General features: G+C 67.1%; 11 protein-coding genes. 4 read left to right on the top strand and 7 right to left on the bottom strand.

Annotated elements, in window-relative coordinates; translation table 11 throughout:
- Positions 1–215 precede the first annotated feature (215 nt).
- Together I6U14_RS09870 and I6U14_RS09865 are read right to left on the bottom strand one after the other, a co-directional pair.
- On the bottom strand, positions 216–530 hold the full coding sequence (locus tag I6U14_RS09870) for a FeoA family protein (protein ID WP_296898900.1): 315 nt from the start codon (positions 528–530) through the stop codon (positions 216–218).
- Positions 531–625: 95 nt separating this feature from the next.
- Positions 626–1,042, bottom strand: coding sequence for a globin domain-containing protein (locus I6U14_RS09865; RefSeq protein WP_296898899.1), 417 nt, complete (start codon positions 1,040–1,042; stop codon positions 626–628).
- A gap of 381 nt (positions 1,043–1,423) precedes the next feature.
- Here I6U14_RS09865 and I6U14_RS09860 point away from each other — a divergent pair, with 381 nt between their 5' ends.
- Both I6U14_RS09860 and I6U14_RS09855 read left to right on the top strand, forming a co-directional pair.
- Positions 1,424–3,382 carry an SLC13 family permease gene (locus I6U14_RS09860; protein ID WP_296898897.1) on the top strand — a complete coding sequence of 653 codons (1,959 nt, stop codon included), beginning with the start codon at positions 1,424–1,426 and terminating at the stop codon, positions 3,380–3,382.
- Positions 3,383–3,698: 316 nt separating this feature from the next.
- The gene (locus I6U14_RS09855) at positions 3,699–4,376 is read left to right on the top strand and encodes a cytochrome b/b6 domain-containing protein (protein WP_296898895.1); all 678 of its coding nucleotides are present in this window, start codon (positions 3,699–3,701) and stop codon (positions 4,374–4,376) included.
- A gap of 162 nt (positions 4,377–4,538) precedes the next feature.
- Here I6U14_RS09855 and I6U14_RS09850 read toward each other — a convergent pair whose 3' ends face one another.
- Both I6U14_RS09850 and I6U14_RS09845 read right to left on the bottom strand, forming a co-directional pair.
- The gene (locus tag I6U14_RS09850) at positions 4,539–5,003 is read right to left on the bottom strand and encodes a cytochrome c (RefSeq protein ID WP_296898893.1); all 465 of its coding nucleotides are present in this window, start codon (positions 5,001–5,003) and stop codon (positions 4,539–4,541) included.
- A gap of 101 nt (positions 5,004–5,104) precedes the next feature.
- A complete protein-coding gene (locus I6U14_RS09845; RefSeq protein ID WP_296898892.1) occupies positions 5,105–7,612 on the bottom strand; it encodes a type IA DNA topoisomerase in 2,508 nt (835 codons plus the stop codon).
- Between the two features lie 321 nt (positions 7,613–7,933).
- On the opposite strand from I6U14_RS09845, the gene I6U14_RS09840 reads away from it, so the two are divergent.
- Both I6U14_RS09840 and I6U14_RS09835 read left to right on the top strand, forming a co-directional pair.
- Positions 7,934–8,167 (top strand): DNA-binding protein, encoded by a 234-nt coding sequence (locus I6U14_RS09840; protein WP_296898891.1) that lies wholly within the window; start codon positions 7,934–7,936, stop codon positions 8,165–8,167.
- Between the two features lie 12 nt (positions 8,168–8,179).
- Positions 8,180–8,611, top strand: a complete 432-nt coding sequence (locus tag I6U14_RS09835) for a type II toxin-antitoxin system VapC family toxin (protein WP_296898890.1) — start codon at positions 8,180–8,182, stop codon at positions 8,609–8,611.
- Between the two features lie 778 nt (positions 8,612–9,389).
- Here the strand turns inward: I6U14_RS09835 and I6U14_RS09830 are convergent.
- From I6U14_RS09830 to I6U14_RS09820, 3 genes are all read right to left on the bottom strand, one after another.
- Positions 9,390–11,411: a sodium-translocating pyrophosphatase gene (locus tag I6U14_RS09830; RefSeq protein ID WP_296898888.1), complete on the bottom strand. Its 2,022-nt coding sequence runs from the start codon at positions 11,409–11,411 to the stop codon at positions 9,390–9,392.
- A gap of 204 nt (positions 11,412–11,615) precedes the next feature.
- Positions 11,616–12,401: a hypothetical protein gene (locus I6U14_RS09825; protein WP_296898887.1), complete on the bottom strand. Its 786-nt coding sequence runs from the start codon at positions 12,399–12,401 to the stop codon at positions 11,616–11,618.
- A gap of 167 nt (positions 12,402–12,568) precedes the next feature.
- The coding region (locus I6U14_RS09820) for a hypothetical protein (RefSeq protein ID WP_296898886.1) at positions 12,569–12,887 on the bottom strand (319 nt) is incomplete at its 5' end.

Here is a 12,887-nt window from a genome sequence, read left to right as displayed (position 1 = left end):
GCTGGCCTGTGATCGGTGGTGATTGTCCGCGGTGTGGGTTGCCGGCGATGGCGAAGGTGAGCGGTCGGCTGAGTGCCCGCCCGGGCGCTCGGGCGGGGGCGGGGTCGGCGGACTTGTTGGGTTGGCCTCGGGCTTGGAATCGCGCGGGGGAGCGGGGGCGTCTTGGCGGCACGGCGATCGCAGGGCTCGGCCGCGGCAGGGCCGATCAGGGTCCGTCAGCCGGCCTGTTGCGTGCTGCCGCGGCCGTCGGCGGCCGCGGGTAGAGGAAGCACCAGGAGCTTGTCGACAACGCCGCCACCGAGCGCCACGCGGCTTGCGCCTGCGGCCACCACGAGCCCGCGCCCGCGCCGGTGCTCGACCCGCAGCTCGCTGCCCACGCGCAGGCCAAGCGCACCGAGCTTACGCTGGAGGTGGCGCCCGCCCTGGATCGCCGCGAGCCTTGCGGCAACGCCCGGCGGCAGGCGATCGAGCCCGATAGGCTCTGTGCTCAGGAGATCGGACGCATCGAGGCGGGAGGCAGACTGCTGCATCGAAGAGGTTCCTAGTGCAAATGAGAACGGTTCGTACTGATGTTAGTAGAAGCCTCTCCGAAGCGCCGGAGAAATCGTCGGACGGCTGCGCTATGTCAGTGAACGGCCTCCTCGGCCCCTCGGCGCATGGTGACCGCAAGCTCCGCGTAGACCGCAGCCCAGGCGGCACGGACGTCCGGCGTGAAACGCTCCCCGAGGGCATCGGCGAAGCTGTCCAGCAGCACGGCGGAGAATTTGTCGTAGTCCGCGTCTTCGACGCCATAGTCCGCGTGCCGGGCGCCGAGGGTCTTGATGAGAGGGATCACCGGCTCCGGGTTGTCGAGCGCACTCACGACGGTATTGAGCATGGTGACGAACAGCGCCGTCTGACGCTCGATGTCGCCCTTAAAGAGCGGGTGCAGCTCGGGATAGCGGGCGAAGAGCCGATGATAGAAGTCTGCGCACACCCGCTTGCGCATCGGGACGATCTCGGCCCAGGAATCGCGTACCAGCGCGGCGGTTTGCGGACTCATTGCGTGCGTACCCGTGAATGGTTGCGAGCAGCGGCCAGGCTTGGCCTAGGCCCCGGCGGGCGTCGCGGCCGGCTCGACATCCCCTGCTTTGGATACTAGGCGAGGGCCGGTGCGGGTTCAACGCCGGCCGCGGTGTGATGCGCTGCCCCGTGGCGCGGGGGCTTCGACCAAACCTTGGCTTGACATGGGGATTTCGAGGTAGGTCGGCGGATTATCGGCGTCTGGCTAAGTTAAGATGGCGGGCTGCCGGACCCTGTTAGGGAGATGCTGAGTGATTGGCGAAGATGGCCAATCAATCGGTCTTGCCATGAGACCGCTCTCGAGCCCGGCGCCGCCGCCCGTTTCCCCAGAGCCAAGCAGTACGACGCACGAGGTCAGCCCATGTCCGCAGTCTTCCGGCATCTGACGGTGCAGGATTTCGCCGCCGCCGCCTTCGCGGTGTTTGCCATCTGGATGGCGGGCCAAGTGCCCTCCGTGGAGATCGCTTGGGTCGTGGCCATCCTGACCCTCACCATCTACCTCTTCGCCTTCGAGGTGGTAGGTGTGGATGTTGCCGCTGTCACCATCATGGTGCTCTTAGGGCTGACGACGCTGTTGGCGCCAGTGATGGGCATCGAAGCTGGACTCGTGCCTGTGAGCCACCTATTCGACGGCTTCGCGTCCAACGCCGTCATCTCCATCATCGCCGTGATGATTATCGGCGCCGGGCTCGACAAGACCGGCATCATGTCTCAGGTGGCGGCCTTCATCATGCGCATCGGCGGCAGCACGGAGGCACGCATCATCCCGCTCATCTCCGGGACCGTGGGCGTGATCTCGTCCTTCATGCAGAATGTCGGCGCCGCAGCGCTGTTTCTGCCGGTGGTGAGCCGTATCTCGGCCCGCACCCGCCTGCCCATGAGCCGGCTCCTGATGCCCATGGGCTTCTGCGCCATCCTTGGCGGCACCATCACGATGGTCGGTAGCAGCCCGCTGATTCTGCTGAACGATCTGATCCTGACCTCCAACGAATCCCTGCCGGCGGGTGTCGAGCCCATGGACACCTTTCAGCTCTTCGCTGTGACGCCCATCGGCCTCGCCCTGCTGGCCGCGGGTATCGCCTATTTTGTGATCTTCGGCCGCTTGGTGCTCCCCGCCCGGGGGACAGATCTGGTCCAGGCGACGGATCCGAGCCAGTACTACGGCGAGACTTACGGCTTCAGCGATTTCACCGTGCGCGAGGTGCGCGTACCTACCGACAGCCAGCTGGTCGGCACCAGCGTTGACGACATGGAGCAGCACTGGCACGTGCGCGTGGCCGCCGTTGAGAAGGGCGATGGCGTGCGCCTCGGCTCCGCCGGCGTGGACCGCAGCTTAGGGATAGAGGCGGGCACCTTCCTGGGCCTGCTCGGCGGCCAGGAGCAGTTCGACGCCTTCGTGGCGGAGACGGGCGTTGAGGTGAAGCCCGAAGCCGAGGTGTTCGCCGAGGCGCTGTCCCCCACCAAGGCAGGCATCGCGGAAATCGTCATCCCGCCAGGCTCGAGTCTTATCGGTAAGTCGGCTCGGGATGTCTGGATGCGCAAGGTCTATGGCCTGTCCGTGCTCGCCATCCGCCGCGGGGACGATACCTTGACCTTCGACAAGGGCGGCGTGCGCAACATGCCCTTCAAGCCCGGCGACACCTTGGTGGTGCACACTACCTGGGTGGACCTCGCACGGCTGGAGAAGGATCGCGACTTCGTCGTTGTCACCACTGAGTACCCGCACGAAGAGCTGCGCCCGCACAAGGTTCCGATGGCGCTCTTGTTCTTCGCCATCACCCTGAGCCTGGTGCTGTTCACAGACCTGATGCTGTCCGTGGCGCTGCTGACGGGCGCCGTCGGCATGATCCTGACGGGCGTGCTCTCCATCGATGAGGCCTACGAGGCCGTGAGCTGGAAGACGGTCTTTCTGCTCGCATCCCTGATTCCGCTGGGAATGGCCGTGGAGAGCACCGGCACGGCGGCATGGATTGCGGATCAGACGCTGAGCGCCTTGGGCGACGTTCCCATCTGGGTCATCCAGGCGGCGCTCGCCGTGCTGGCGACCTTCTTCACGCTGGTCATGTCCAATGTCGGCGCCACCGTGCTACTGGTGCCGCTGGCCGTGAACATGGCTCTGGGCGCCGGTGCCAACCCCGCCGTTTTCGCCCTCACCGTCGCCATCGCCACCTCAAACTCCTTTCTCATCCCCACCCATCAGGTCAATGCGCTGATCATGGGTCCTGGCGGTTACCGGGTACCGGACTACCTGCGCGCCGGGGGCATCATGACCGTGCTCTTCCTGATGGTCTCGCTGCTGATGCTGAATCTTGTCTTCTAAAAAGGGCTCTGACCCTGAGACATCCGGCATCATCGGGCTCGACGGCGAACCGGTACGAACTGGGAGCGACGGCCGTTCGGATGGTGTTGATATCGTCTCTGGTGAGTCGCAAGGGCCAAGAGCCCAAGTGCAGCGTGCTAACCACACTCTGGTACACACAGAGCCGCGGCGGCCCTGCAGATGTGCCGGAATCCTCTCGCTCGGGCGGCCGCCGCCCGCAGCTCATCCTTGGCTTCCAGATTCCCCCGGCAGCCGCCACAATGCCCCCACTCGGCGCCGGGCACCGGCGGCGCCACAAACTGAGGGAGCCGTACCCATGCGCATCAAGGTCTGGGATCTTCCGACCCGGCTGTTTCATTGGCTGTTATTCGTGACCGTCGCCGCCGCGCTCTGGAGCGGCTGGGTCGGTGGGAGCTGGATCGAGTGGCACGGGCGGCTCGGCTTGCTCGTGCTGGGGCTCTTGGTGTTCCGGCTGGTCTGGGGGTTTCTCGGCTCGACCTACGCGCGCTTTGCACAGTTCGCACCGACGCCGGGTCGGGTGCTGGCCTACCTGCGCGGGCGCTGGCGCGGTGAAGGGCACAACCCGCTCGGGGCGCTGTCGGTCTTCGCGCTGCTGGGTGTACTTCTCTGGCAGGCTGCGAGCGGGCTCTTCAGTAACGACGATATCGCTTTCGAGGGGCCCCTTGCGGATCTGGTGAGCAGCGGCACGAGCACTTGGCTCTCTGGTCTCCACCGGCAGGGCTTGTGGATCATCCTTGGTCTGGTGGGGCTGCACCTGGCGGCCATCGCAGTCTACGCGCTGCGCGGCAAGAACCTGGTGAAGCCGATGCTGGTGGGTTGGAAGGAGTCGGACGATCCGACCGTCAGATCGGCCAAGGGTGGGAAACTTTGGGCCCTGCTGCTGGCCCTGGCGCTCGCTGCGGTCGTCGTCTGGGCCGCGAACGGCGGGCTGTTGCCGCCGCCCCCGCCGCCGGCACCAACGCCGGCTTGGTGATGCCGCGGCACGTGGCCCGGCACCGTGCTTACGCTGACCGCGCCGGCGTCGAGCCGCTTGCGTGGAGTTTGCGGCGCAGGCACGCGTCCGGTCGCCGCAGGCGGTAGCCTAGAAAACGCCCGCCCCGCGCAGAGCACGGAGCGTGCGTCGTCGGGCCGCTGATCAGTCCTTGCGGAACTTGTCGTGGCAGGCCTTGCAGCTCTCGCCGAGCTCGCCGAACGCGGCCTTCACGTCGTCCTGGCTTTCCGCCATCGAGGCGACCTCTGCCATGTTGTTGGCGGCCTGGATGAAGTTGCGAGCGACCTTGCCGACTTCCTCCTGCTCAGTGAACAGCTCGGGCTTCACGCGGGTCTTGACGTCGCCGATGTCCTTGTCGGTGCCCGGGCCGTACAGGGCGCCCATGCCGGAGTTGGCGATGCCGGCGATGGCGTTGGCGGCGGCGGCCACCTGCTGCTGGCTGAAGTCGCCCTCCAGGTTGGCCTTGATCTTGCCCATGTTCCAGGACATGAAGCTGTAGCCTGCCTGGCGGGTGAGGATCTGCTCTTCTGGCGAGAGCTGCTCGGCAGCCGCGTTGCCGGCGATGGCGAGGGACAAGGTCAGAGCGGCGAGCGAAACGGCTTTACGCATGGGAAAGGCCTCCGTTTTGGCTGAGTTGGATGAATTCACTTGATGCGGGCGGGAGTATTGGGGCAGGCATCACACCTGTCCAGCGCTAACGTGAGAAAGCGTCAGTCAGCGCTGGGCTGGCCTTGTGAGCGGTGCCGCGCCACCAACGCCCGCAGCTCGGCTTCGGTGAGCACCCGCCCATGGGCCTCCTTGGCTACCCGGTAGTCGCAGCCCTGGCGCCAGCGGTTGCAACCGAAGGCCTGGCGGCCCTCGATGATACGGCCCTGGCCGCATACCGGGCAGATGAGCGGGTCCTTGTGCAACGACTCGGCGATGGATCGATCGCGGGCATCAGCGTGTCGCGGTTCGGCTTTGCACTCTGAGCGTGGTTCGGCGTCGGATACCGAGCGGGTGAAGTCCAGGACCGCCCTGCCCCTGTCGTCGAGCCGAAGCCGTGCCGAGAAGGGCGCGCCCGCCTTGGAGCTGAAGCCGTCGATTTGATCCGTGGCGCCCTGCTTGATCAGCTGCTCAACCTCGTGCTTGCTGAGCCGATGGCCGGCGATGGTCTTCCAAATGGTGAAGCCGCAGCCGTCGCGCCAGCGGTCACAGCCGTACGCCTTGGTGTTCTCGATGATCGTGCCCTGCTTGCAGAGCGGGCAGGTCCCGAGCCCGGCAGACTTGACCATCTGTGCGCTGTGTGCACCTTTGCCATCGCCGCCTGATCTGCCACGCTTTTTGCTGCCGCCGCGCTGCGGCGCCGCGGCCCGAGCCGCTGCCACCTGCTCCGCTGTCATGGCAGGCCCAGCGGCAACCAGCGGGATCAGCGCCCGCACCTGCTCGCAGGTATCGCGGTAGAAGGCCTCGGCGTCGGCGGCACCCTGCTCGATGTCCTTGAGCCGCTGCTCCCAAGCCGCCGTGAGCTCGACGCTGCGCAGCGGCTCGGCGACCAGCTCGATCAGGGCCTTGCCCTTGTCGGTGGCGCGCAGCTGCTTGCGCTGGCGCTCGATGTAGCCGGTGCGCAGCAGCTTCTCGATGATCTCGGCGCGGGTGGCCGGCGTGCCGAGGCCCGAGGACTTCATTGCCGCGGCCAGGGCGTCGTCGTCGATCTCGCGCCCGGCATGCTTCATGGCGTTCAGCAGCGTGGCGTCGTCATACGGACGCGGCGGCTTGGTCTCGCGCTCCAGCACGTCCAGCGCGCCCACATGCACGGTTTGACCTTGCTCCAGCGGTGGCAGGGGGCGGTGCTCGGAGGCAGGATCGGCCTTCGCGTGCTCGGTGTCGGCCCCGGCGGCTGGTGGGGCGCCGGACCGCCGCCGCGGCTCGATTCTCTTCCAGCCGGGCACGAGCTCCCTGGAGCCCTTGGCGACGAAGGTCTCGCCGCCGATGTCGAGCGTCACGCGCGTCTCCTCGACGCGCTGATCCGGCAGGAACACGGCCACAAAGCGCGCTGCCACCAGGTCGTAGATCTTCCGCAGCGGCTCCGGCAGGTTGGCCGGCGCGCGCCGGGCCGTGGGCAGGATGGCGTGGTGGTCCGTGAGCTTGGTCTTGTCCACGTAGGCCTTGCCCAGCCTGTGCCCGGCGTCCAGCCGCGCGCGGGCCTCGGCGGCCAGCGGATGGTCCAGGTGGTCCAGAATCCCCGGCAGCTCCGGCAGCATGTCCTCGCCGATGTGGCGGCTCTCGGTGCGCGGATAGCTGATGAGCTTGTGCGTCTCGTAAAGGGTCTGCGCCAGCTCCAGCACCTTGGCGGCGGTGAAACCGAAGCGGCGGTTGGCATCGCGCTGCAGCGTGGTGAGATCGTAGAGCGGCGGTGGGCGGTTGTGGCGAACCTTCTTCTCGATGCCGGTCACCGTGCCGGTGCGGTGCGGCTCGATGGCGGCGCTGATCTGGCGTTGCAGCCGCTCAGCGTGCTCTTTTCGCTCGATGCGGGTCTCGCCGTCTTTGCTGTACTTGGCCTCGAAGCCTTCCGCGAGGCGCGCAACCAACTCGTAGAAATAGGCCTTGGTGAAGCTGGCGATGGCCGCGTCGCGGGCGACGATCATCGCGAGTGTCGGTGTCTGCACCCGGCCGATGGTGCAAAGCACCCGATTGTGCGCTGTGTACGCGCGGGTCAGGTTCATGCCCACCAGCCAGTCCGCCTGCGCGCGGGCGCGGGCGGCGGCGGCCAGCGGCGCATAGTCGGCGGCGGGGCGCAGCGACTCGAAGCCGGCGCGGATGGCCTCCGGCGTCAGGCTGGAGATCCAGAGCCGCTCCATGGGCTTGCGGCTGCGGGCGTGCTCGACGATAAGGCGGAAGATCAGCTCGCCCTCGCGGCCGGCGTCCGTGGCGCAGACCACACGCTCGGTGTCCGCGGCCGTGAGCAGATCCTTGACGATCTTGAACTGCGCGCTGGTCTTCTTGTCCGTCCGCAGACGCCAGCGCGCCGGGATCATCGGCAGCTGGCCCAGGGACCAGCGCCCGGCCCAGTCCGCGCCATAGTCGTCCGGCTCCGCGAAGTGCACCAGGTGCCCGAGCGCCCAGGTGATGCACCAGCCATTGCCGCGCAGGCAACCCTCGCCACGGCCGACGGCACCCAGCACCGCCGCGATGTCGCGGGCGACACTCGGCTTTTCGGCGACGACGACGGTGGTCATGCCGGGAGCATAAGGAGTCCAACCTGTGTGCGGCAAGCAGATGCCAATCCGAGCGATTGGATCGCGATTCGGTCCCGGATGATTCCTGGCCCGGCAGGAGCTATCCCTTGTTCCTGGCCAGGGGCGCTCTGGAGCGCGTCGCCGGCGGCGCGGACGGTGAGACCGACACGGCGGGCAGCCCGTCGTGTCCGAAGATTTGGGCCGCCGCTCCGAAGATTCGGCGGTGCTGCTCCGGGTATTGGCGGGGACCTTGCACCCGGGCAAGCGGGCGCTATCACTGCTATCATTGCGTCCTTACATTGACCGCAAGTGGAAACAGCTATGGCCAACCTGTTGGTGCGCAATGTCCATGAGGACATCCGCGAGGCGTTGAAGGCGCGGGCGCGCGCCCATGGAGTCAGCGCCGAGGCGGAGCATCGCCGCATCCTGGAAGAGGCCCTGCTGAGGCCGAAGCGGCGGAGCTTTCTGCAGGTGCTCGCAGACATGCCGGACGTCGGACGCGACGAGGACTTCGCGCGCCGGCAGGACGAGACCGCACCGCCGGTCTTCGACTGACCTGTCGCCGCGATGTACCTGTTCGACACCAACGTGGTCAGCGAGCTGCGCAGGGGCGAGCGGGCCGACGCCGGTGTCCTGACACTGGTGCGCGACCTGGATGCCCGCGCTGCGCCGGTCTACCTCAGCGTCGTCACCTTGGGCGAGCTGCGGCGGGGCGTGGATCTGCTGCGGCATCGGGGCGATGCCCGCCAGGCGGAGCGGCTCGAAGCCTGGGTTCGCGGGCTGCTCGACGCCTACGGGGACCGGGTGCTGGACTTCGGTCGCGAGGAGGCCTTGCTGTGGGGGCGGTTGCGTTGTCCCCACCCCGAGAACGCCCTGGACAAACAGATTGCCGCCACGGCGCTGATCAACGGCCTGACGCTGGTCACCCGGAACACCCGCGATTTCCGCGCCACCGGCGTCGCCCTGTTGAACCCGTTCTCGGAAGACTCCGCGGCATGAGCGAGCACACGGAAGTCGAGCAGCCCTTCCTGCGCCAGGTGCAGGATTTGGATTTGGGCCGGCAGACCATCGACCAGGGCACGGGCATCCCCACCGAACCCCCCAAGAGCCTCCGTTGCAACACGCAAGCCGGGCGGGCGAGCACTTGGGCGCGACTGCGAATCCTGAGCGTGGCACCGCGCCCTTGGGAGCCTCCGCTTCACTTACCCTTATGGTAAATCACAACATCGTCAGCCGCGTCACAGGAGACCTGCTCCTAGGCCGAGGGAGCCTCGCGCAAGATTCCAGGGGGTCCGCGCTACCCCGCCGCCGAGGTGCTGGCGTTGCTGCAGCAAGAGCGCGAGCAGGGCATCCATCTTTGGACCAGGAAGTGCAAGTCAGACGCCCAAAGGTTCGGTCTCGATCTTCACGACCTTTGTGTCCTGCTGGAACAAGCCCTGTGTAGCGGGCGCTTCAGGGGCGCAGAGTGGTGTCAACAAGGGTGCAACGGCCCGTGGGCCGCATGCGATGCCTACCAGGCGTTGCGCCAGGAGTGGATCGAGAACGCCCACAAAGACATGACGGTGGAGTATTACCGCAAGTGCGCGGTGGCCCGAACGGGGCGCGTGCTGTTGTTGGTATCCTGCCACTTGTTGGCAGAATGCCAGCGACTGGGGCGTGGAGCCCGAGCGCGCCCCGGCCGCCTGCAGCGTTTTCGCCAACCCTGCCGGCGCTCTGACTCCATGCCTGTGGCATCCCGAAGGGGCGCAGCAGGGTCGACGGGCTCCTTCACAGCCTCTCAACCCAGCAGGCTGTTGCCGAGCAGCGGCGCGATCACCAGGCTCACGATGGCCATGACATTGATGAGGATGTTCATGGACGGGCCGGAGGTGTCCTTGAAGGGGTCGCCGACAGTGTCGCCAACGACCGTCGCCTTGTGGGTGTCCGAGCCCTTGCCGCCGTGGTTGCCCTTCTCGACGTACTTCTTGGCGTTGTCCCAGGCGCCGCCGGCATTGGCCATCGTGAGCGCGAGCAGCACGCAGCCGAGCAGCGCGCCGCCGAGCATGCCACCGAGGGCGGCGGGGCCGAGGACGAAGCCCACCACCCAGGGCGCGGCGATGGCGATGACGCCCGGCAGGATCATCTTCTTGAGCGCCGCGGTGGTGGCGATGTCCACGCAGCGGGCGGTGTCCGGCTCTGCCTCGCCCTCCAGCAGGCCCTTGATCTCGCGGAACTGGCGGCGGATCTCGTTGATCATCTCGAAGGCGGCGTCACCCACCGCCTCCATGGTGATGGCGGCGATGGCGAAGGGCAGGATGCCGCCGATGAACATGCCGATGATGACCAGGGGGTCGCTCAGCAGCAGCTCGAAGCCGGGCACATGCAGCGACACGCTCTCGATGTACGCGGTGATGATGGCGAGCGCGGCCAGTGCCGCCGCACCGATGGCGAAGCCCTTGCCGATGGCCGCGGTGGTGTTGCCGAGCTCGTCCAGGGAGTCGGTGATGCGCCGGGTCTCCACGCCGAGACCGGCCATCTCGGCGATGCCGCCCGCGTTGTCCGCCACCGGGCCGTAGGCGTCGATGGCCATGGTGATGCCGACGGTGGCCAGCATGCCTACGGCGGCGATGCCGACGCCGTAGAGCCCTGCAAGCTGGTTCGACACGAAGATGATCAGGCTGATGGTGAGCAGCGGCACGATCACCGAGCGCATGCCCACGGCGAAGCCCGTGATGATGACAGTGGCGGGGCCGGTCTCACCGGCGTTGGCGATGTGCCGCACCGGCTTGGCGGAAGTGTAGTACTCGGTCACCAGCCCGATGACGATACCGCCCAAGGCGCCGATGAGCACCGCGCCCCAGACGGCGCTTGCCACACCCGTGCCGACGATGACCAGGAACGCCACCAGCATGAAGAGCACGCTCGCACCGATGGTGCCGATGCGCAGCGCCCGCTCCGGTGCCTGGCTGGAGAAGCGCCGCACCAGCCAGATGCCGGCGATGGAGCAGAGCAGGCCCGCGGAGGCGAGGCCGAGTGGCAGGAACATCAGCGCCTGGCGCTCACCCAGCGGATCCATGATGTCCGCTGCCAGCGTCGATGCGATGGCGATGGTGGCGATGATGGAGCCGCAGTACGACTCGAAGATGTCCGAGCCCATGCCGGCGACGTCGCCGACGTTGTCGCCGACGTTGTCTGCGATGACGCCCGGGTTGCGCGGGTCGTCCTCGGGGATGCCTGCCTCGACCTTGCCCACCAAGTCGGCGCCCACGTCCGCGCTTTTGGTGTAGATGCCGCCGCCGACGCGCGAGAAGAGCGCCACGCTGGAGGCGCCCATGCCGAAGCCGTGGATGGCGTGCGCCGTCTCCGGGTCACCACCGAACAACAGATACAGCGTGCCGAGGCCGAGCAGCCCCAGGGAGGCGACCGCGAGCCCCATGATGGAGCCGCCGAAGAAGGCCACCGTGAGCGCCTCCGCCGGGCCCTTGGTGTGGGCCGCCACCGTGGTGCGCACATTGGCCCGGGTGGCGGTGTTCATGCCGATGAAGCCGGCGAGGGCCGAGGCCACGGCGCCGACCAGGAAGGCCAGCGCCGTCTTCCAGCCGAGGAAGACATACAGCACCACCAGCAGCACGGCGGCGAACAGCCCGAGCATGCTGTACTCCCGGCGCATGAAGACCATGGCGCCGAGATGGATGGCATCGCCGATGGCGGCGACCTTCGCCTCGCCCTTGGGATAGGCCGTGACGGTTTGATAGACGACATAGGCCGTCGCCAGGCCGAGGACCCCGAAAAACAGGGGGATGAGAGCATTCAGGCTCATGGGTGGATAACTCCCCGTGGTGCTCTAGTCACTGTTGTTGTGTTGGATTCCCGTGGCGGTGTCCGTCCGCTCGTTGTGAGGCTATTGGCGGGCCTCGCCGCCGGTGTAGGCGCTGCGGCGCCCGGCATGCGGCGCATTCCGAGTCGCGCCACCGCGCAGCGCAGCCTGCGCGGATGACGCTCGGCGGCTCGCGCAATGTCGCCGTCACATGGCGCGCCAGAAGTGGTAATTGCTCCCCTCGATCTCCGCGGGCGTGGGCATGGGGAAGAAGCGGGTCGCGTCCTGCGAGGCGAACATGAACCCGTGGCGAATGAGCTTGTACGGGATATTGTCGAAGCCGCTGTCCAGGCGCAGACCCTTGGTGTCCTTCTCCGGATGCTCCCGCAGCTCCATGATGGCCGCCCGCAGGTTCGACGGGTGGAGGCCCGGAATCGGCGGATGCATCGTCGGGCGGTCTTCGAACTCCTTGAGGAAGTGCTCGATGTCGAGCTCGATCTGAGTGTAGAACTGCTGCGGCGCACCTTTCGGGAAGTCCGGATTGGTGACGTACTTGCCGAAGGCGGGGAAGTCCAGCCGCGACATCACCAGCATCCGCAGCGGTGCGATCTCGGCGTAGATGCGCAGGAAGCCGGTCTCGTGGGTCTTGTCGTAGGGGGCGGCCTGAAGCTCCAGCACATAACCCTCGGGCGTGCCCAGGATCACGCGCTGAATGGCGTTCAGGTCGATGTGCTCCAGCACCCGGTAGGTGGAAATGAATTTGGTCGCCTTCGGGCGGCCGTCTTCGTGCGGCTTGAGCGTGGCCAGTGCCTCGTCGATCTTGAAATACGGGTGGCGGTAATTCACGTCGATTTCCGCGAACACCACCTTGCCCGCGTAGTAGCGCACGGAGCCGGACGTGTAGTGCTTGGCGAAGGCCTCCGGCTCCAGCTGGGAGGCCACCAGGGCCGGGTTGGGGGCCAGGATCTGGTACAGGTGATTGTCGTATTGCATGCTCAACTCCCATGGTTGGCGGTGCGACGCCGCCTAGCGGCGGCGGGAAGACGTCCGTCGACCGCCAGGCAAGCGCCGTATTATGCAGTGTCATGTGCCGTCTGAAACCCCATCCGATCTGACCGACTTCATGGCGTCGGGCCGAGACGACACGTGCCGGTAACCGCTCAGGCGCCGCGACGGCCGCGGCGCGTCTGCAGCGCAAGATCCAGAACGTGCGAGAGGCCCGCAAGCGCGAGCAGCAGTGCCACCCAGCCCCACCATGCCTGGGTCAGGGCGGCGCGCGCCACGAGCAGCAGCAGCACGCCCGACACCAGCGTTGGCCACACGCTGCCGAGGCCCGGGCCCAGGTTCTGCGACCGCTTGAGCCACCACAACAGCAGGGCCTCGAAGGCCACCAGCAGGATGATCAGATCGATCATCAGACCGGAGCGCAAGGCGCGCGCGAGCAGCGGCCCGAGGGCGGCGACTGAATCTCCCATGAAC

Origin of the sequence: Thiohalocapsa sp., assembly GCF_019695415.1 — a bacterium.
In the GTDB taxonomy this organism is placed as follows: domain Bacteria; phylum Pseudomonadota; class Gammaproteobacteria; order Chromatiales; family Chromatiaceae; genus Thiohalocapsa.
The sequence above is the reverse complement of the archived record's forward strand: the minus strand, read 5'-3'. Positions and strand labels throughout refer to the sequence as shown.